Origin of the sequence: Agrobacterium sp. ST15.13.015, assembly GCF_027871645.1 — a bacterium.
GTDB classification, from domain to species: Bacteria; Pseudomonadota; Alphaproteobacteria; order Rhizobiales; family Rhizobiaceae; genus Agrobacterium; species Agrobacterium leguminum.
On the sequence record NZ_JAQAHF010000016.1, the window covers coordinates 71,638 to 90,613 of the forward strand.

The 18,976-nt window shown below is 58.3% G+C and carries 17 protein-coding genes and 1 pseudogene; 17 read left to right on the forward strand and 1 reads right to left on the reverse strand.

The window, feature by feature from the left end; genetic code table 11:
• Positions 1 to 9 precede the first annotated feature (9 nt).
• The 11 genes and pseudogenes from istA (at position 10) to PIB16_RS21810 (ending at position 11,457) form a co-directional block, all read left to right on the forward strand.
• Positions 10 to 1,530 carry an IS21 family transposase gene (gene istA / locus PIB16_RS21760; RefSeq protein ID WP_269834396.1) on the forward strand — a complete coding sequence of 507 codons (1,521 nt, stop codon included), beginning with the start codon at positions 10 to 12 and terminating at the stop codon, positions 1,528 to 1,530.
• Positions 1,520 to 2,302, forward strand: a complete 783-nt coding sequence (gene istB / locus PIB16_RS21765; RefSeq protein ID WP_069061376.1) for an IS21-like element helper ATPase IstB — start codon at positions 1,520 to 1,522, stop codon at positions 2,300 to 2,302. The genes istA and istB overlap by 11 nt, the downstream gene beginning before the upstream one ends.
• An 83-nt stretch (positions 2,303 to 2,385) precedes the next feature.
• Positions 2,386 to 2,847, forward strand: a pseudogene (locus PIB16_RS21770) (hydantoinase/oxoprolinase family protein); the annotation flags it as partial.
• 22 nt (positions 2,848 to 2,869) lie between these two features.
• Entirely contained in the window at positions 2,870 to 4,603 is a 1,734-nt protein-coding gene (locus PIB16_RS21775) for a hydantoinase B/oxoprolinase family protein (protein WP_142859695.1), read from the forward strand.
• On the forward strand, positions 4,600 to 5,436 hold the full coding sequence (locus PIB16_RS21780) for a sugar phosphate isomerase/epimerase family protein (RefSeq protein WP_271046321.1): 837 nt from the start codon (positions 4,600 to 4,602) through the stop codon (positions 5,434 to 5,436). The genes PIB16_RS21775 and PIB16_RS21780 overlap by 4 nt, the downstream gene beginning before the upstream one ends.
• 80 nt (positions 5,437 to 5,516) lie before the next feature.
• Positions 5,517 to 6,284, forward strand: coding sequence for an amino acid ABC transporter ATP-binding protein (locus tag PIB16_RS21785; RefSeq protein ID WP_142859691.1), 768 nt, complete (start codon positions 5,517 to 5,519; stop codon positions 6,282 to 6,284).
• A 15-nt stretch (positions 6,285 to 6,299) separates the two neighbouring features.
• The gene (locus tag PIB16_RS21790) at positions 6,300 to 6,968 is read left to right on the forward strand and encodes an amino acid ABC transporter permease (RefSeq protein WP_011982827.1); all 669 of its coding nucleotides are present in this window, start codon (positions 6,300 to 6,302) and stop codon (positions 6,966 to 6,968) included.
• A 4-nt stretch (positions 6,969 to 6,972) separates the two neighbouring features.
• On the forward strand, positions 6,973 to 7,641 hold the full coding sequence (locus tag PIB16_RS21795; RefSeq protein ID WP_142859689.1) for an amino acid ABC transporter permease: 669 nt from the start codon (positions 6,973 to 6,975) through the stop codon (positions 7,639 to 7,641).
• An 85-nt stretch (positions 7,642 to 7,726) separates the two neighbouring features.
• The gene (locus PIB16_RS21800; RefSeq protein ID WP_142859687.1) at positions 7,727 to 8,521 is read left to right on the forward strand and encodes an SDR family NAD(P)-dependent oxidoreductase; all 795 of its coding nucleotides are present in this window, start codon (positions 7,727 to 7,729) and stop codon (positions 8,519 to 8,521) included.
• Positions 8,522 to 8,782: 261 nt separating this feature from the next.
• Positions 8,783 to 9,610 carry a substrate-binding periplasmic protein gene (locus tag PIB16_RS21805; RefSeq protein ID WP_142859889.1) on the forward strand — a complete coding sequence of 276 codons (828 nt, stop codon included), beginning with the start codon at positions 8,783 to 8,785 and terminating at the stop codon, positions 9,608 to 9,610.
• A 119-nt stretch (positions 9,611 to 9,729) separates the two neighbouring features.
• Positions 9,730 to 11,457, forward strand: coding sequence for a dihydroxy-acid dehydratase (locus PIB16_RS21810; protein ID WP_271046322.1), 1,728 nt, complete (start codon positions 9,730 to 9,732; stop codon positions 11,455 to 11,457).
• A 57-nt stretch (positions 11,458 to 11,514) separates the two neighbouring features.
• Here PIB16_RS21810 and PIB16_RS21815 read toward each other — a convergent pair whose 3' ends face one another.
• Positions 11,515 to 12,189, reverse strand: a complete 675-nt coding sequence (locus tag PIB16_RS21815; RefSeq protein ID WP_011982822.1) for a GntR family transcriptional regulator — start codon at positions 12,187 to 12,189, stop codon at positions 11,515 to 11,517.
• A gap of 197 nt (positions 12,190 to 12,386) precedes the next feature.
• Here PIB16_RS21815 and PIB16_RS21820 point away from each other — a divergent pair, with 197 nt between their 5' ends.
• The 6 genes from PIB16_RS21820 to PIB16_RS21845 all read left to right on the forward strand — a co-directional run bounded on the left by PIB16_RS21820 (position 12,387) and on the right by PIB16_RS21845 (position 18,836).
• Positions 12,387 to 13,805, forward strand: coding sequence for a glycerate kinase type-2 family protein (locus PIB16_RS21820; protein WP_142859683.1), 1,419 nt, complete (start codon positions 12,387 to 12,389; stop codon positions 13,803 to 13,805).
• A 1-nt stretch (position 13,806) separates the two neighbouring features.
• Entirely contained in the window at positions 13,807 to 15,081 is a 1,275-nt protein-coding gene (gene eno, locus PIB16_RS21825) for a phosphopyruvate hydratase (protein ID WP_142859681.1), read from the forward strand.
• 48 nt (positions 15,082 to 15,129) lie between these two features.
• On the forward strand, positions 15,130 to 16,251 hold the full coding sequence (locus tag PIB16_RS21830; protein WP_269703596.1) for a tyramine oxidase subunit B: 1,122 nt from the start codon (positions 15,130 to 15,132) through the stop codon (positions 16,249 to 16,251).
• Between the two features lie 137 nt (positions 16,252 to 16,388).
• A complete protein-coding gene (locus tag PIB16_RS21835; protein ID WP_142859677.1) occupies positions 16,389 to 17,081 on the forward strand; it encodes a dimethylsulfonioproprionate lyase family protein in 693 nt (230 codons plus the stop codon).
• A 161-nt stretch (positions 17,082 to 17,242) separates the two neighbouring features.
• Positions 17,243 to 18,598, forward strand: coding sequence for a Glu/Leu/Phe/Val family dehydrogenase (locus PIB16_RS21840; RefSeq protein ID WP_161991868.1), 1,356 nt, complete (start codon positions 17,243 to 17,245; stop codon positions 18,596 to 18,598).
• The gene (locus PIB16_RS21845; protein ID WP_142859675.1) at positions 18,546 to 18,836 is read left to right on the forward strand and encodes a tautomerase family protein; all 291 of its coding nucleotides are present in this window, start codon (positions 18,546 to 18,548) and stop codon (positions 18,834 to 18,836) included. Before PIB16_RS21840 ends, PIB16_RS21845 begins: the two co-directional genes overlap by 53 nt.
• The last annotated feature ends 140 nt before the right edge of the window (positions 18,837 to 18,976 follow it).

Consider the following 18,976-nt stretch of genomic DNA (forward strand, 5'->3'; position numbering starts at 1 on the left):
GTGATCCACATGGGACTTTTAAACATCATCCGTCGGATGAAGCTGCGCGAGAAGCAGTCGATCCGCGAGATCAGTCGGCATACCGGTTTGTCGCGTAACACGATCGCGAAGTATTTGAACGCTGGTACGATCGAGCCGACGTTCACGGTACCGGAGCGGCCGAGCAAGCTTGATCCTTTTGCCGACAAACTGGCGGCCTGGCTGAAGACTGAGGCCGGGAGGTCGCGCAAGCAGCGCCGAACGCTGAAGCAGCTTCACGCTGATCTGGTTGTTCTCGGGTTTACCGGCTCCTACGGTCGGGTCGCCGCCTTTGCCCGTGAGTGGCGAGTTGAGCAGCAGACGACTGGCCGCGGCATATTCGTTCCGCTGTCTTTCCGTGCAGGCGAAGCATTCCAATTCGATTGGAGTGAAGATTATGCCGTGATCGGCGGCGAGCGTACCAAGCTTCAGGTCGCACACATCAAGCTCTCGCACAGTCGGGCGTTTCTGGTCAGAGCCTACTTGCTGCAAACGCATGAGATGCTCTTCGACGCCCATTGGCACGGGTTCCGCGTGTTCGGCGGCGTACCTGGTCGCGGCATTTACGACAACATGAAGACGGCGGTCGACCGCGTGGGTCGCGGCAAGGAGCGGCAGGTCAACATCCGTTTCCTCGCGATGACCAACCACTACGTGTTTGCGCCCGAGTTCTGTAATCCCGCCGCGGGGTGGGAAAAGGGTCAGGTCGAGAAGAACGTCCAGGATGCCCGACCACGGCTATGGCAACAGATGCCGGACTTCCCGGATTTGGCCACGTTGAACCTCTGGCTGGAACAGCATTGCCAGGACCTGTGGCGAGAGACGGCGCATGGCACCTTGTCCGGCACGATCGCGGATGTTTGGGCTGATGAGCGGGCAGCATTGATGGCGTTGCCGACTGCATTTGACGGTTTCGTCGAGCAGAGCAAACGCGTCTCGCCGACATGCTTGATCACCTTCGAGCGTAATCGTTACAGCGTGCCAGCATCATTTGCGAACCGGCCCGTCAGCCTGCGGATTTATCCCGAGCGACTGGTCATTGCGGCCGAGGGCAATATTCTCTGCGAACATCCGCGGATCATAGAACGCAGCCACGATAAACCGCCGAGGACGATTTACGACTGGCGGCATTACCTTGCCGTCATCCAGCGCAAGCCAGGAGCCCTGCGCAATGGCGCACCCTTCCTGGAATTGCCGCTGGCCTTCAGACAGTTGCAAGATCAGATGCTTCGCCGCCCCGGCGGTGATCGTGAGATGGCCGATATCCTCGCTCTGGTGCTTCATCACGACGAACAGGTCGTCCTCAAGGCGGTGGAACTGGCCTTGGATGCGGGGGTGGCGACCAAGACGCATGTGCTGAACCTGCTGCATCGGCTGATCGACGGCAAGACAATCGATGGTCCCGACATCGATACGCCACAGGCGCTGACCTTGCTGCGTGAACCCAAGGCCAATGTCGAACGCTATGATGGCCTACGCGCCCGGATCGCAGGAGGTCGCCATGCGTCATGACCCCGCAAGTGCTGCCGTCGTCATCATGCTGCGTAGCCTGAAGATGTATGGCATGGCCCAGGCGGTCACGGACCTGATCGAGCAAGGGGCTCCAGCCTTTGATACGGCCGTGCCGATCTTGTCCCAGTTGCTGAAGGCTGAGATGGCCGAGCGCGAGGTCCGCTCCATCGCCTATCATATGAAGGCCGCTCGCTTTCCTGCGTACAAAGACATCTCCGGCTTCGACTTCGCCGCCAGCGAGATCAACGAGGCTACCGTGCGCCAACTGCACCGATGCGAGTTTATGGATGGGGCGCAGAACGTTGTCCTTATCGGTGGCCCTGGCACTGGAAAAACGCATGTCGCGACCGCTCTTGGAATCCAAGCCATCGAGCATCATCGCCGAAAGGTCCGCTTCTTCTCGACCATCGAACTGGTCAATGCTCTCGAGCAGGAGAAGGCCAAGGGCAAGGCAGGCCAGATCGCCGAGACGCTGGTCCGCCTCGATCTGCTCATCCTGGACGAGCTGGGATACTTGCCGTTCAGCGCCTCAGGCGGAGCACTGCTGTTCCACCTGCTGAGCAAGCTCTACGAGCGGACCAGCGTGGTGATCACCACCAACCTCAGCTTTAGCGAATGGGCAACCGTCTTCGGCGACGCCAAGATGACGACCGCTCTCCTCGACCGTCTCACCCACCGTTGTCATATCCTGGAAACTGGAAATGACAGCTTCCGCTTCAAAGCCAGCTCGGCCGCCGCAGCCCAGAAGAAAGGAGAAAAGCCAACCCCTTGACCAAGTCCTGATCAGAAAACCATACTCAGAGGTGGCTCACTTCTCGGTGGAAAAACCGGCTCAGTTCCGCGTGGAAACCAACAGGCTACAGCCCCGAACAAATCGAATGCGGCTTCGAGGCCGATCTTCGCTTCAAGGGCCAGGATTTCGAACTCCCGATTGCTCTGCCGGAAACGGTCACAGAGCGCGATCGCGATCTGCTTCGTGCGGCGTTCCTTGAGGCCTACAAGGGGATCTACGGCTATGCCTCGGACGATAGGGTTGAGATCGTCAACATTCGTCTGAACGCGAGCGGCAATCAGGGCAATCGGCTGAGCTTCGTTCCGCATGCGCCGGACACTGCCACAGCAGAAGCCACGAGCCGCAAGATCTATCATTCTCGCACGGACGGCTGGGTGGATACGCCGATCTACGAGCGCAGCACCTTCAAGGGTGGCGTGCAGGGACCGCTCATCATTCAGAGCCCGGACACCACCATCGTCATACCTCCGCGTGCCACCGCTGACCTCGACGCCTTCGGCAACGTTGTCGCCACACTTGCTTGAGTCTTTCGGAAGGAACAGCCTCATGGCCCAGAAAACCAACGATCCGATCACCTTCGCTGTCATCAAAAATGCGCTCGACACCATCGTCGACGACATGGCCTTCGCCGTCATGCGCACCGCACGCTCCCCGATCGTCCGGGACGTTCTCGATTACTCCGTCACGCTTTGCGACAAGCATGGGCGCATCCTGTCGCAGGCAAAAACGGTCGCGTTGCATCTTGGCGCCGTGCCGGATGCAATGGACGTCATCATGGCAAAGTACGCCGACAACCTGGCTCCCGGCGACGTGATCGTTTTCAACGACCCGTATGAAGGGGGCATGCATCTTCCGGACATCTTCATGATCCGGCCCATCTTCCACGCCGATACGCTTCGTGGATTCTCGGTGGTCATTGCGCATCATTGTGACGTCGGCGGCCGCGTCCCCGGCTCGAATGCAGCGGACTCGACCGAGATCTACCAGGAAGGTCTTCGTATTGCGCCGATGAAGCTTTACGACAAGGGCGTTCTCAACGATACGCTGATACGCATCATCACCAAGAACGTGCGTCTGCCGGAACTGGTCCTCGGCGACCTCGAAGCGCAGTTCGCCACCTGCAATCTCGGCGAGCGTGAGTTGCTCCGCCTGATCGAGCGTTATGGTGCGGATGAGCTGGACAGCTATTTCGACGACCTGATCGACTACGGCGAGCAGCTCACGCGTGCCGCTATCCGCTCGTGGCCGGATGGCGACTACTATTTCGAGGATTTCATCGACGGCGACGGGTTTTCAACGGACGCAATCCCGATCAAGGTCAAGCTCACCGTCAAGGGTGATCACCTCGATGTCGATTTCGCGGGGTCTTCGCCGCAGGTTAAGGGCGCGATCAACTCGACGCTATCCTTCGTCAAGTCGGCAACTTATCTGTCCGTGCGCTGCGCGCTCGACGCGGAGGTGCCGAACAATGCTGGCGTGTATCGCGCCATCACTATCACCGCGCCGGGAGGTTCGATCCTCAACCCGCAGATGCCGGCGCCGGTGGCAGCCCGGGCTCTAACCGGCTATCGCGTGGTTGACACCGTCCTGGGAGCGTTGTCGCAGATCGCACCCAAAAAGGTCATGGCGGCGGGCGAGGGCGGCAACACAGTTCTGGCCTTCGGCGGCTGGGATAAAGAAACCCGCGAACCATTCGTTCTGGTCGACATGATCAACGGCGCCTGGGGCGGCCGCTGGAACAAGGATGGGGTCGAGGGCGTCACCAACCCCTCGCAGAACATGTCGAACCTGCCGGTGGAAACGCTAGAGGTCCGTTATCCGCTTATGATGGACGAATACAGCCTGCGCCCCGATTCATGCGGAGCCGGAGAGTATCGCGGGGGCCTCGGCCTGATCCGCACTTACCGCCTCCTCGCCGAGGAAGCCGTTTTGCAGATTCGCGCGGACCGGCATGATCATGCGCCCTACGGCCTGTTCGGCGGCAAGCCGGCAGCACCTTGCGTCAATATCCTTGATCCGGAGGGCGAAAACACTCGCCTTCCCGCCAAGATCACCCGCACCATCGGCCGCGATGTCGTGATCCGCCACGAACAGGCTGGCGGCGGCGGCTACGGGGATCCGCTAAAGCGCTCGCTCGAGCTCATCGCCGACGATCTCTCGAATGGCAAAATCACTGCCGCCTTTGCCCGTGAACACCACGGCATCGTGTTCGAAGAAGACGGTATCACCATCAATGCAGCAGCAACCGGCGCACGACGCGCACAGGAGGCTTTCGCGTGACCCAGTACGATCTTACGCGCTTTGCGATCAATCAGATCACGACCCCCACATGGACCATGCCTCAGGCGATCGAAGGCTATTCGCGCCAAGGAATCAGAGGTATAGCGGTGTGGCGGAACTTCCTCGACGATTATGGCGTCGAACAAACCGCCAAGCACCTGCGCGACGCACAGATGTGGGTTGCTTCGCTCTGCACGAGTGCATGGGTCAGCGAAACCGATCCGGCAGCTTGCCGAGCCAAGATCGATGAGAACCGCCGGATCATCGACCAGGCGGCTGCCATCGGCGCCCCCTGCGTCGTCATGGTAATCGGCGGCTTGCCGCAGGGTGACAAAGACTTGCCCGCCCAGCGCAGGCGCATTCACGATGCTTTTGCCGAACTCGCGCCTTACGCGGCGGCCTCAGGGGTAAAACTCGGACTTGAGCCGCTGCATCCGATGTATTGTGGCGATCGCAGCGCACTCAACCTGATCACGGATGCCAATGATCTTATCGACGAGTTAGGTGACAAAGCTGCCAGCCTGGTCGCGGACGTCTATCATTGCTGGTGGGACCCCGCATTTGAGCGAGAGCTTCGCCGTGCCGGGAAAGACCGCATCCACACGTTCCACTATTGCGACTGGCTAGTCCCGACGCGGAACCTCCGTGATCGTGGCATGGTGGGCGATGGGGTGATTGATTTCGCTACCATTCGGGGATGGCTTGATGACATCGGTTACGACGGTCCGTTCGAGCTGGAACTTTTCTCTGAACTGGACTGGTGGGAACGGGATCCAGAAGAGACTGTGCGTATCGCCATCGAGCGTTGTGGCCCATTCGTAGGCCCGCGCTAATATCGCGTCTGGCCCGCGAGCTTGTGGGTCGGACGTTCCCTAACCGCCTGTTGGATCAGGCTTCGATTCAGGAGACCCTGATGACAGACCAAAGCTTCATTTCGATACGAAACCTGCAAAAAAGCTATGCGCAGGGACAGATTAAAGTCCTGAATGGCTTGAACCTCGACATGCAGAAAACTGACCGCTTGCTTGTAATCGGTCCCAGCGGCGGAGGAAAAAGTACGCTTCTCCGCTGCGTCATGGGGCTCGAGGATGTCCAGGGCGGTGAGATCAAAGTCGACGGCAAAAACTATATCGCCGGCGCGCCGAAAAAAACGACCATTAACGCCGAAATGCAAAAGCAGATCGGCATGGTTTTTCAGAGTTACACGCTCTTTCCTCACCTCACCGTGCTTGGTAACCTCACTCTTGCGCCCGTTAGGTCACGTGGCGTGAGGCGTGATGAGGCAGAAGCGCGCGCACTCGAATTGCTCAACCGGTTTGGGCTCAAGGCCAAGGCCAAGGCCTATCCGGCTGCTCTTTCCGGCGGTCAAAAACAGCGCGTCGCGATCGCAAGGGCGTTGATGCTCGACCCGAAACTGATGCTGTTCGATGAAGTGACATCGGCACTCGATCCGGAACTCGTGAACGAAGTGATTAGCATGGTGACCGAGCTCGCGGACGGCGGCATGCCGATGATGATTGTCACGCACGATATGTGGTTCGCAAAGAAGATCGCAACTAGAGTGGTCTTCTGCGATGGCGGTGTCGTTGCCGATGACGCTCCACCTGACGAATTCTTCCGTGCGCCGAAGACCGCCAGGGCGCGTGACTTCATCCACAACGTGCTGCATGCAGATCGCTGAGATGGACGAACGACCATGCAAAACATCGATTTCTTTTTCGTCCTCAATGCCTGGCCCGCGCTTCTGGAGGGATTAAAAATCACCCTCCAGCTCACGGTGTGGGCAAACATCATCGGGCTTGTTGCCGGGTTTCCTCTAGCCCTGCTCTCGAATGCCCGCATCGCACCGATACGGTGGATCGCGCGCTTCTATATCGACCTGTTTCGGTGTACGCCCGTCCTCGTTCAGGTCGTGTGGTTCTTCTTCTGTATACCGATGATCTTCGAGGTGTGGTGGTCGCCGGTATTCATGGGGGTCCTCATCCTCGGAATGAACCAGACGGCGTTCAACGGTGAAGCATTCAGGGCTGCCATCCAATCCATTCCCGCAGCGCAAAGGGATGCTGGTGTCGCACTTGGCCTCGGCCGTTGGAACTACACCAGATACATCGTGCTACCCCAGGCAATCAGGACTGCGACGCCGGTCCTGATCACAAATGCGATTGGTATCTTTCAGCAAAGCTCGCTTGTTGCACTCGTGGGTGTTGCCGACCTGATGTATCAGGGCAAGCAGCTCTCGACCCAGACCTACCGCCCAATCGAGACGTTTACCTTCCTCGCGGCGTTTTATCTGGTTGTCGCGATCCCCTTTGGTCGTCTAGCCGCGTTCTTTGAACACCGGCTGGAGCGTATGAACAAGGTGTAAGATCATGCAAGATCTCGATTTCTCTGTTGTTCTGCAATACGGTCCGGCGTTGCTCAAAGGGCTCGTTCTGACCCTCCAGATTACGGTGCTTTGCGGACTGGCAAGCGTTGTGTTCGGCTTTCTCATCGGTGTTGGACGCAAGTCCAACGTTCGACCGGTCCGCTGGGCCTGCTCTCTCTATGTCGAGGTGCTGCGCGGTACGCCGGTCCTGATTACCTTGTTCTGGGTCTTCTTCTGTTTCCCGATCATTCTCGACGTTGAGCTCAGTCCCTTCATCTCGGCCGTGATTGCCCTGACACTCTATACATCGGCGATCACCAGCGAGTCCTTTCGGGCTGCCTTGGGATCGATCGGGCAAGATCAGCACGATGCTTGCAAAGCGCTTGGTCTGAGCCGTTTTTCGAAGATGATGTATGTGGTCGCGCCACAGACAATCGTACGCGCCATTCCCAACCTGATGTCGAACCTGGTGAGCCTGTTCAAGGAGAGTGCGCTCGTTTCGGCAGTCGGCGTGGTCGAACTTATGTACACGGCTCAAAACATATCGAACGTGACTGCGAGACCTGTCGAGGTACTGACCACCGCGGCTCTCGTCTACTTTGTTATCGGCTGGGTGCTCACGCGACTGGTCAATGCCGCGGAAACGCGCCTGCTCGTCAAAATGGCAGTGTGAACCCTCAAGGCAAACGGGCCCTCCGTTAAGCCACCCACCTTCACGCATAGCGTGACATGAAAAAAGATTTTTAAGGAGATCAGCAATGGCAAGTACAAATGAACAAACCTCTTCGCCGCTCGCGGTTGTCACCGGCGGCGCAAGCGGGATTGGCGAGGCCAGTGTGCGCGGCTTCGTGTCTGCCGGCTGGCGGGTTGTTATCGCAGACATCAACGACGAACGGGGAAAGGCAATCGCTGCCGAATTGGGTGCCGCGGTCAGCTACCGTCATCTTGATGTGTCCGACGAGCAGGCGGTGAGGCAATTCAAAGAGGCGGTCTATGCAGAGCATGGACTTGTGTCGGCACTTGTGAACTCTGGCGGCATTTTGCAGAACGCCACCAAGGTGACGAAGATGCCGGTCGAAGAGTTCGATCGCATCATCGACGTCAACCTTCGCGGAACGATGCTCACTGCGCGCGCCTTCGGCGAAGAGATGGCGCAATCGGGCGGCGGATCGATTGTGAACCTCTGCTCGCTGACCACTTTCCAGCCCTGGCCACAGCCGGCATATGCCATGAGCAAGTCGGCGCTGAAGATGCTGACCGAAATCATGGCCGCCGAACTTGGTCCGCAGGGTGTCCGTGTCAATGCGGTAGCGCCTGGATATACGATGACCGAAGCGATGAAGAGCCGCATCGATCGCGGCGAACGCGACCCCTCTGTTGTCATTTCCAGGTCCGCGCTGCGACGGTTCGTCGAGCCGAGGGAGGTTGCAGATGCAATCCTCTTCCTGTGCTCTCCGTCCGCGTCCGCCATCACTGGGATCACCATGCCGATCGATGCGGGCTGGCTGGTCTATACGTCCTATATGAGCGCGGCCGCGCGACCAGCGGACTAACACAGCAGGTAGCAACCGGCGTCCCGACACATCACGGGAGCCGGCCGGGTCTCTAGTGCAGAGCATTGCACGGAAAAAATTCTGCCCGCAACACCTAAAGGGCTATTGTCGACAATTGCAATCGGTGCCAAGATCGCTTTTAGCCAGGCCGAGCGCCGATTGGACACGATAGAAAGGAAACCAACCCAGCAGAACCCACCGAACAGATGCATGCGAATAAAAGCAATCAACGGAACAGCAGCAACAATTGGGAGTGTTAAAATGAAACTTACGAAGCTCATCACCGGGTTGATCCTCGGCGCAACAGTTCTCGCTGGAGCAGGTCAGGCCAATGCCCAGTCTGCCGAAGGTTACTGGCAGGAAATCCAGAAGCGCGGAACGCTCCGTTGCGGCGCGGCAGTCGCGCCCCCGCACGTTATTCGCGATCCTCAAAGCGGCGAATACAGCGGTACATTCGTCGACCTCTGCAAGAAGTTTGCTCAGGACGCCCTTGGCGTAAAAGCTGAAATCGTCGACACGACCTGGGACAACATCGTTGCCGGCTTGCAGGCCAATCGCTGGGACCTGTCCATGGCTTTGAACCAGAATCCCAAGCGGGCTATGGCGATCGCCTTCAGTCAGCCGGTCGTTCAGTACGAAGTTTCCGGCGTTTACGACAAGGCAAATCCGAAGTTTTCCACGGCACCGAAGTCTATCGCAGATCTCGACGTCGCCGGCGTGACGATCATCATCATGTCGGGCACGGCAATCGACGGAACACTTACGCGCCAGATCAAGAATGCAACGATCCTGCGCCTGCCCGATATCGACGCCACTCGCCTGGCGCTCTCTTCACGGAGAGGCGACATCCTCGTCGATGACAGCGACAGCAACACGCTGTTTTCAGCGACGGGCAAGGATCGCTGGGTGACGCTTAACCCCGAGCCTGCTATCTCGAAGCAGGGCATCGCGTTTGGCCTGCGTCGTGATGCTTCGTATTCGGATATCCAGTCGCTGAACTTCTTCATCCAGGAGCAGACCGCGATCGGCGAAGTCGACCGCATCGCGAGCGGATACATCGACAAGCTCGCGGGCGAAATCAAGAAATAGCGACAGTCTGGCGAGGCGCTGCAATCTGCGGCGTCTCGCCAATACCGTTCCGACGAATAGTGAATGCAACCCATCGCTCTCGAAGATGGCGGGGAGGGGTGCTTCGAATGGAGAACATGATGACCGTCGACAAAAAACCTCTCCGTAGCGAGGCATGGTTCAAGCGCATTGACAATACCGGGTATGAGCACCGCACCCACCTCAAGGCGCGTGGTGCGCTACCAGATATGTTCGAGGGCAAACCCGTAATCGGCATTGCCAACTCGGCATCCGATCTGGTCCCCTGCAACGCCCATCTCACGGAACTGGCGGAATGGGTTGCTCGCGGTGTGCTCGAAGCTGGCGGCTTCCCGCTTGTGTTTTCCACTATGTCGATCGGCGACTCCATCATGCGTCCGAGCGGAATGCTTTTCCGCAATATGATGAGTATGGAGCTCGAGGCGACACTTCGCGCAAACCCGCTCGACGGCGTGGTTTTGCCAACAGGATGCGACAATACGGCGCCCGCCTACATGATGGGGGCAGCCAGCGTCGATCTCCCGACCATCGTCGTGCACGGTGGGACGATGCTGAGCGGTCGCGTTGGGATGCGGCAGGTAGGTTCGGGTTCCGACATTTTTCGTATGCACGGCGAATACAAGGCAGGGCGTATGACGAAGGACGCTTTCCTTGCGTCGGAATACGGAATGTCGCGCAGTAACGGCGCCTGTAACACGATGGGGACGGCAACGACGATGGGCTGTATCGCAGAAGCCCTCGGCCTCAGTCTCACGGGATCTGCTGCCATTCCCGCGGTTGATGGGCGTCGGAAGGGCTCCGCGCAGTTGTCTGGTCGGCGAATCGTCGAGATGGTCAGAGAAGATCTGGCGTTCTCTAAGATCGTCGATCGATCGGCGCTTGAGAATGCAATCCGAGTCAACGCTGCCCTCGGCGGGAGCACGAATGCAATCATTCATTTGCTGGCTTTGGCGGGGCGCCTGGAGATTGAACTGACCCTTGCCGACTTCGAAGAAAACAGCCGGTCAATCCCGCTTCTTGCCAACATCCTTCCGAACGGCAAGTACCTCGTCGAGGAATTCTTCTCCGCGGGTGGATTGCCGGCCGTCATGGCATCGCTTGGGGAGAGGCTCAACCTTGATGCGCGTACCGCAGGCGGAACGACGCTGCGGGAGGAACTCGCTGGCGTCGAAAGCCTTGACCACGACGTCATCGCGCCGTTCGACAAACCGATCAAGCCGCAGAACGCGCTGCGCATCATCAGGGGCAACATTGCACCAAACGGTGCTGTGATGAAACCATCAGCCGCAAGTCCGCACCTGATGAAACATACGGGCCGTGCCGTCGTGTTCGAATCCGTGGAAGATCTCGACAAGCGCATCGATGATCCGTCTCTGAATATCGACGAGACCTGCGTACTCGTTCTGAAGGGGATTGGCCCCAGAGGTTATCCGGGCATGCCGGAACTTGGAAATATCCGTTTGCCCAAGCATATTCTCGAAAAGGGCGTCACCGATATGGTCAGGATTTCGGACGGCCGCATGAGTGGCACGGCTTATGGTACGGTCGTGCTTCACGTTGCGCCCGAATCCTCGATCGGTGGTCCGCTGGCTCTGATCCGTGATGGTGACCTGATTTCGCTGGACGTCGAGGCGGGCACATTGTCGGTCAATCTCACCGATGACGAACTTGAACTGCGGCGGTCGCAAGCCTCCTTTGCGCCCATCAGCCATAAGCGCGGTTACGAGCGCCTCTTTGTTGAGCATGTCTTGCAGGCTGATAAGGGGCTCGATTTTGATTTCCTGGTGGGGCGAAGCGGGAACGAAGCTCCGACGAGACGACCGTTCTAATCCTGATCACTATTAAGCAGCGCCGCTACTCCCGCGCGTCCGGGAATAGCGGCGTTCTCAGTCGCCGTCGGGACGTGATAACGAACCGGTGAGCTTTTGACCTTCTGTAATGTTGTGTTGCTCAGCCAACGTCCCAGCAAGAACCGAATCCCGTTCACGGATAGCATTCCAGATCGGTTCATGCTGGACGATAATCTCCAAGGGATCTTCTATCAGAAGATTGCTTGATCGGATGAACACGCGGATTTGCTGCTCTATCAGCTTATATTGTTGTTTTAGGCGGCTATGCCCGGACTCGTCGATGATCGATTTGTGAAAACCGAAATCGGCCTCAGCAATTGTTTCAGAGCTCTCCGTCACTGTATTTTTCAGCCGGTCAAATGCGGCCTCAATACGCGACATCGCCTCATTGTCGGCATTGGTCGCAGCAAACTGTGCCGCCAGACGTTCGATAGCACCTCGTAGCGTGTAGAGCTCCCAAACATCCTGATGGGTGAGTTCAACGACCGTCCAACCCGTGTAGGGAACGAGACTGACGAGCCCTTCTTTTCCAAGCTGATGCAGCGCCGTGCGGACAGTGGCACGGGAAAGACCCATGCCCTCCGAAAGCTGGACCTCTGTCAAGCGCGATCCCGGTCGGATCGATCCGTCCACGATTTGGGATCTCAATACGCCAAGCGCTCGCACGTCCGCTGGCATTTTTTCGATTTTTGGTAGCTTCATTTGCGTCATCGTCGGCCCACAGTTGCTTGAAATTCAACATTAACGCTCCCCCAAGGGGCGAACAAGAGAACTATATCGAATTCCCGCGCAAAGGCTATTGTCGACAATAGCCTTTTAGGCTATTTATGAGCGTATGAAAATGGCCGGCCTCAAGAAAAGGCCTGATCGCAATTACGAATTCAAAACAAGTCGGAGGAGCTGTCCGGATGTTCAGGGCGAACAAAATTCGAAACGCTGACGAGATTGCCGCTCACGGGGATGCGGCGTCACGCCAGATTGTCCTTGAAATCGCGGACCGGACACTTGAGCGGCTCGATAGCTACAAGCGCATCCGCAGCATCATGCGACTTGAGGGCGATATCCTGCACATCGGCACGAAGTCGTGGGACCTGTCGAAGAAGCGCAACATCTACCTCTTTGGTGCGGGCAAGGCCTGCAACCACATGGCCATGGCGGTGGATCACGTCCTTGGCGACCGCCTCACGCGCGGAATAGCCATCGTGAAGATCCACGAGGAAACCGATCGTTTCAACAAGACCGAGGTTTACGTTGGCGGCCATCCTCTGCCGAACGAGGCAGGCTACCAGGCATCCAGGAAGATGATCGAGATCATCGACCAGGCGGGTCCGGACGACCTTTTTATCGGAGTCATCAGCGGTGGCAGTTCCGCTTTGATGTCCTGCCCAATCGACGGTATTTCGCTGCAGGACGAGATCGACACGACCGACGTACTGCTGAAATCCGGCGCCGGAATCTACGAAATCAACGCGGTGCGCCGGCACATATCCGCGCTGAACGGGGGCATGCTCGCCAAGCGCATTCAGGACGTGGGCGCGGAGCTGATCGGCTTCGGCATCAGCGATGCCGTCGGCTCACCGGCAACCGGTGACATCGCCGTCCCCTACGCTGCCTATAAAAGCACGCCCATTGGGCCCGATGCGACGACACTGGATGATGCGCGCGCTACCATCGTCAATTATGACGTGGCCGACCGCCTGCCAAAGAGCGTCGTCGACTACCTGATGAATGCCGGGCCGGACAAGGAAACGCCGAAGGCCTTTCCGAACAACACCTATTTCTTGCTCAACACCCTGCCGGATTCCTGCATCTCCGCCAAGGAAATCTGTGAGGAGATGGGTATTCCTGCCATTATCGTCTCTTCTTTCCTGGAAGGTGAAAGCAAGGACGCAGGCACGTTCTTCGCTTCGATGGCGCGTGAGATCCAGACTTACGGCAACCCGGTCAAGGCGCCGTGCGTGCTGCTCAGTTCTGGCGAGGTCACGACTCAGATTCTCGACAACAGCGTCATCCGCGGGCACGGCGGACCGGGCCAGGAGATGACGATCAGCTTTGCGATCACCGCCGCGAAAACAAAGGGCGCGTGCCTTCTGTCGATTGACAGCGAAGGAACCGACGGGACGGCCAAGGTGGCCGGCGGCATCACCGATTCCGCCAGTCTGGCGGCTGCTGCGGGAAAGGGCATCAATCTCCATCAGACGCTGCGCGAGCACAGTTGTTTCGAGGCGCTCGACGCTATCGGCTCCGCTGTCTTCACCGGCAACACCGGCACCAACCTGTGCGACCTCAACATTCTTTACGTACCAGCCCTGAAGGAGGGCCAGTAACATGGAAGACAGGATTGCCTCAATCTTCGCCCAGCAGATCATCGACTGCAAATGCCGCCCAGCGGTAGAGGTGGAAATCCGCACCGAAAGCGGTGCTGTCGGCCGCGGCGCGGCTCCGACCGGGAGCTCGGTCGGCATGCACGAAGCCTTCGTGCTGCGCGACGGCGACAAGTCGACCTATGGCGGCCTTAGTGTTCACAAGGCGGTCCAGAAGGTCGAGACGATCATCGCACCAGCGCTCATCGGGATGGACGTCTTCGATCAGCGCGCCATTGACGAGAAGATGATCGCGATCGACGGTACGCCAGATAAGGGGAGCCTTGGCGGCAACACGATATATTCGGTATCGATCGCGGCTTTCCGTGCTGCGGCCGATGCGCTGCGCATTCCGCTCTATGACCACATTGCGGGCGGTACGATCAAGACTGTGCCTGTTCCCTGCTTCAACGTCATCAATGGCGGAAAATACGACGGTTTCATCCAGTCCTTCAACGAGTTCCTGATCGTTCCCTACGGTACGGACAGTATCGACGTTTCGATCGAGATGGCGGTTACCGTTTTCCAGGAGCTCTCGCACGTGCTCACCAGACACCTCGGCCACAAACCGCAGGTCGCTAGCTCTTACGGTTACGCAGCGCCCTCGGACGATCCGGAAGTGCTTCTCGATCTCATGCAGCAGGCTATCGACGCCTGCGGCTACACCGGGCGCATCGCTTTCGCTCTCGATTGCGCGTCGAGCGAGTTTTTCGACGCTGAGAGCCGTACGTATCTTCTGAAAGGGCAACGCGTGACCAGTGACGAGCTGATCGCTTACGCCAAGCGCCTGACGGAAAAATACGACTTCGTTTTTATCGAGGACCTCCTCGATGAGAACGACTGGGATGGCTATGTTAAAGCAAACCGCGAGATTGACCGGACGATCATCCTTGGTGACGACCTAACGGTAACCAAGCTCCAATACCTCAAGCGCGCTTTCGAAACCAAAGCTGTCGGCGGCTTTATCCTGAAGCCCAATCAGGTCGGCACGATCACAGAAGCGATGGACGCTCACCGCTACGCGAGCGAACATGGCATAATTTCCGTCCCCTCAGGGCGCTCCGGCGGTGTCGTTGACGATGTCGTGATGGATTTCTCGGTCGGACTTCAGGTTCCGTTTCAGAAGAACGGCGCGCCTCGTTCCGGCGAGCGCATCGAAAAGCTGAACTTCCTGATGCGTGCCAATGCCCGCAGCGCCGGATGCCGCCTTTACGACATCAAGCCTCTCCTAAAATTCTGACGATCAAGAAATCAGCCGATCGAACCTTCATCCATAGGGAGCTCCATTATGACCACGAAAATCGACTTTCTCTACCTTTCCGAACCCGACATGATCGCCGCCGGTGTCAACGACGCAAAGCGTTGCGTGGAAATCTGCGAGGAGACTTTCAGCCTGCTGGGCGAGGGCGACTACCTCATGGGCGGTGCCAACCACAACAGCCATGGCCTCAACATCGTCTTTCCGAAGGAAACGAAGTTCCCGAACATGCCCGTCGCCGGCCCGGACCGGCGTTTCGCCGCCATGCCCGGTTATCTCGGCGGCCGCTTCGACGTCTGCGGCAACAAGTGGTACGGCTCGAACCATGCCAATACCCAGAAGGGCCTTCCGCGCTCGATCCTAACGATGATGCTGAACGACAAGGAAACCGGCGCGCCGATGGCGCTGATGTCAGCGAACCTGCTCAGCGCCGCGCGCACAGGCGCCGTACCGGGCGTCGCGGCAAAGCACCTCGCCAACAAGGATGCTAAGATCGTCTCCATTGTCGGTTGCGGTCCGATCAACAAGGCCTGCTTCACCGCCATCATGACCCAGCTTCCCGCCGTCGAGAAAGTCGTCTGCTTCGACGTGTTCCTGGACAAGGCAAATGAACTCGCGCGCTGGGTCGCGGAGACCTACAAGGTCAAGGCCGTCGGCGTCGACGAGGCCGAGGCAGGCTTCCGCAACATCGACGTCATCACCGTGGCGGCTTCGCGCCTCAAGCCGCTCTACTTCAAGGACGAGTGGATCAAGGAAGGCGCGACCATCCTCGTTTCCGGTCCGTTCAACACGGACGAGTCCTTCCTCACTGGGGCGACGATCGTCTACGATCACACGCCGCTTCAGGAAGCCTATGTCGAGGACGCTATCGCCTCGGGCAACAAGGATGCCTACTACGGCGGCGTGATTGGCGGTCCGTTCTTCCGTCTCATCGACGCTGGCAAGTTGCCGGCTCTCAAAGACTCGACCGGCCTTGGCGACGTGGTCAACGGCAAGAAGCCGGGCCGCGAAAGCGCCAAGGATCGGGTCATCTTCATCGCTTGCGGCATGGCTGTCTTCGACATCAGCTGGGGCTTCGAAATGTATGAGAACGCCAAGAAGAACGGCATCGGCCAGTCCCTCAATCTCTGGGACAAGCCCGCCCTCGCTTGATCAGGCGCCGGCCGCGTCGTTTCTGGCGACGCGGCCGGCAAACGGATGGGTCCGTAGGTTCGCCCGGTGCAGCCCTTGCATCCGCTGTCCGGGGCCCGGTCTGCCGCTCGATGTACAAGCCATGATGAGGAACGCGCATGCTTTCGTTGGCCGACCCGGTTCAAGCGACCAGCACGGATCATTTCTTCGGTCCATCCATATCGGAGATACATATTGAGGAAGGTTCCCGGGGCAAGCGGCCCAAGGCTCTCAAACATGTCATCAGGGCCATGGAGAACAGTGTTCTCGGTCAAAATCCCGACGTACCCGGCACTTTGCCAGCCTGCAAGATGCTCAATCTTCTTCAGGCCAGTGGCGTTCGCAGCGTGTCCGGACCACGCTTGCAGCCCGAGTTTCGGCTCCGCGGCGAATTTAACACCGCGTTGAACAGTTTGGCTAACGAAGGCCCGAACTCTCAGTTCCTGGCGGCAGCGCTGGATGAACTTGAAGATGGCCTCGTCTGGTATTCGGCAAAGAGCGGTCCGTTTGCCAGCCTCAATTTCGAGCGAAACCACGCTCATGCCGTTTTGGGGGCGCCCAAGACAGATAGTAGCGACAAGGTGTTGCTGGGCATCACAATCATGGCGCCATACACCCGCTTTCCGGACTACGTCCTGCGCTTGCCGCGGGTGATGTTTCCTCTTTCGCCTGGAGAGTACAAATCGATCAGCGGTGAGTGGAAGAGCCACCAGATCGGTTCCCCGATTGTCTGCGCCGCAGGTCGTGAGTTTGCGATGCGGTGCGCGTCGCAGCCGCTTCTTTCCCTATGGTGCCAGAGGCTGGCGACCTGATCGAACCCGCGTGCAATTCAACAGAGCGGAAGGGCTTGTCCCTGGCCAGCTCCGCGACCCCAACCTCGAGGACCGTACAATTGGATACTGCAACCATCCCTCAGCCCGATCAAATCGACGCGCCATTTCTTCAGAGCGTTGAGGCCTATATCGATAATGCTATGACGCATCTGTCCCTTACCGAGGGGCTTGCCGAGCGGATCAAGGCTTGCAACTCGACCTACACAGTCCGTTTCGGCGTCCGGTTGCGCGGCAGAATGTTTAGCTTTACCGGCTGGCGCTCGGTGCACAGTGAGCATGTCGAGCCGGCAAAAGGCGGAATTCGATACTCGATCCACTCCGATCAGGAAGAAGTCGAGGCGCTCGCTGCGCTCATGAGCCTGAAGTGCGCGGTCGTCGACGTACCGTTCGGAGGGTCGAAAGGTGCGCTCAAAATTGATCCCACCGAATGGGATGCCCATGAGCTGGAGCGTATCACGCGCCGATTTACCCAGGAACTCGCTAAGCGCAATCTCATATGCCCGGGCCGAAACGTCCCCGCGCCAGACATGGGCACAAGTGAACAGACCATGGCCTGGATGGCGGATGAATACAAGCGCACTGGTCCATCCGACATCATGAATGCCAACGCCTGCGTTACCGGCAAGCCACTGGCCAGTGGCGGGATCGCAGGAAGAACCGAAGCGACGGGCAGGGGGGTTCAATACGCTATCCAAAGTTACCTGCGCGACGCCCAGGAAAACGGCATAGACGGGCGCCGGGATTTGCGGACCATGTCCGTTGTCGTCCAGGGATTTGGCAACGTCGGGTACCACGCAGCCAAATTCCTGAGTGAAGACGATGGTGCCAGGATCATCGCGGTCGTTGAGCGCGATGGATACGTCACCAATGCCGACGGGCTGGCCATAGAAGAGCTCAAACGCTTCCACGGTGAACATGGGACTATCCTTGGATTTCCGGGGGCGCAGAGCTATACCGACCGGGCCGCAGGTCTCGAACTTCCGTGCGACATCCTCATTCCAGCGGCTATGGAAAACGCCATCACGCTTGAAAACGTCGGCCGCATTCGAGCAAAGTTCATCGCTGAAGCAGCAAATGGACCCATCAGCTTCGAGGCTGAGCGACAGTTGTCCGATCGCGGCGTGGTCGTTCTGCCCGACCTCTTCGTGAATGCCGGCGGTGTAGCGGTGAGCTACTTCGAATGGGTCAAAAACATTACACACATCCCTTTCGGGCTGATGGAGCGCCGGCGCCGTGAGCGCAGGAATCTCCATATCACACACGCTCTCGAAGCGATGACTGAGCGGTCATTTCCGAGCGACATCCGCGACGAATTCCTGGAGGGCGGCGCGGAAATCGATCTGGTCAGGTCGGGGCTGGAGGACGTGATGCGCAACGCCTACCAGAAGATTGCCGAGGTGAAGCGCTCATCTGCGGAAATCAAGACTTTCCGAACGGCAGCTTATGTCATCGCCATCAGGAAGATCGCCGACGCTTATCAGGCTATCGGTATCTGAACCGGTCTCGCTGCAGGATCGTAGATTTAAGGAGAAGCAAATGCCCGTCATACGTGTCGATTGGCTTTCTGGCCGCAGCCAGGAGCAAAAGAAGGAAGTTGCCTCGGTGTTTACCCGGGAATTGGCCCGCATCGCCAAATGCGGACCGGACGATGTCCAGATCGTGTTCATGGACGTTGAGCGCAAGAACTGGTCCGTTGGCGGCGTGTTTGCGGAAGACCCGACACTCGAAAAGTAGCCGGTAAAGGTATCAACGAGCGAACTCCTTTGCCTTTCGCGAGATGAAAGGTGTACTTGCCGCAATCTACTCCACTGAAGAATTGGAGCCTGCGGATATCACCTCTGAGGCCGCGCAGGTTGAGAGGGGTGTGACATGCG

Bases quoted from the DNA above. Each gene is read 5' to 3' on its own strand.
- PIB16_RS21805 (WP_142859889.1), top strand. From the start codon at position 8,783: ATGAAACTTACGAAGCTCATCACCGGGTTGATCCTCGGCGCAACAGTT.
- PIB16_RS21785 (WP_142859691.1), top strand. From the start codon at position 5,517: ATGACAGACCAAAGCTTCATTTCGATACGAAACCTGCAAAAAAGCTAT.
- PIB16_RS21835 (WP_142859677.1), top strand. From the start codon at position 16,389: ATGCTTTCGTTGGCCGACCCGGTTCAAGCGACCAGCACGGATCATTTC.
- PIB16_RS21820 (WP_142859683.1), top strand. From the start codon at position 12,387: ATGTTCAGGGCGAACAAAATTCGAAACGCTGACGAGATTGCCGCTCAC.
- PIB16_RS21810 (WP_271046322.1), top strand. From the start codon at position 9,730: ATGACCGTCGACAAAAAACCTCTCCGTAGCGAGGCATGGTTCAAGCGC.
- PIB16_RS21815 (WP_011982822.1), bottom strand. From the start codon at position 12,189: ATGACGCAAATGAAGCTACCAAAAATCGAAAAAATGCCAGCGGACGTG.
- PIB16_RS21800 (WP_142859687.1), top strand. From the start codon at position 7,727: ATGGCAAGTACAAATGAACAAACCTCTTCGCCGCTCGCGGTTGTCACC.
- istA (WP_269834396.1), top strand. From the start codon at position 10: ATGGGACTTTTAAACATCATCCGTCGGATGAAGCTGCGCGAGAAGCAG.
- istB (WP_069061376.1), top strand. From the start codon at position 1,520: ATGCGTCATGACCCCGCAAGTGCTGCCGTCGTCATCATGCTGCGTAGC.
- PIB16_RS21830 (WP_269703596.1), top strand. From the start codon at position 15,130: ATGACCACGAAAATCGACTTTCTCTACCTTTCCGAACCCGACATGATC.
- PIB16_RS21790 (WP_011982827.1), top strand. From the start codon at position 6,300: ATGCAAAACATCGATTTCTTTTTCGTCCTCAATGCCTGGCCCGCGCTT.
- PIB16_RS21775 (WP_142859695.1), top strand. From the start codon at position 2,870: ATGGCCCAGAAAACCAACGATCCGATCACCTTCGCTGTCATCAAAAAT.
- PIB16_RS21795 (WP_142859689.1), top strand. From the start codon at position 6,973: ATGCAAGATCTCGATTTCTCTGTTGTTCTGCAATACGGTCCGGCGTTG.
- PIB16_RS21845 (WP_142859675.1), top strand. From the start codon at position 18,546: ATGTCATCGCCATCAGGAAGATCGCCGACGCTTATCAGGCTATCGGTA.
- PIB16_RS21840 (WP_161991868.1), top strand. From the start codon at position 17,243: ATGACGCATCTGTCCCTTACCGAGGGGCTTGCCGAGCGGATCAAGGCT.
- eno (WP_142859681.1), top strand. From the start codon at position 13,807: ATGGAAGACAGGATTGCCTCAATCTTCGCCCAGCAGATCATCGACTGC.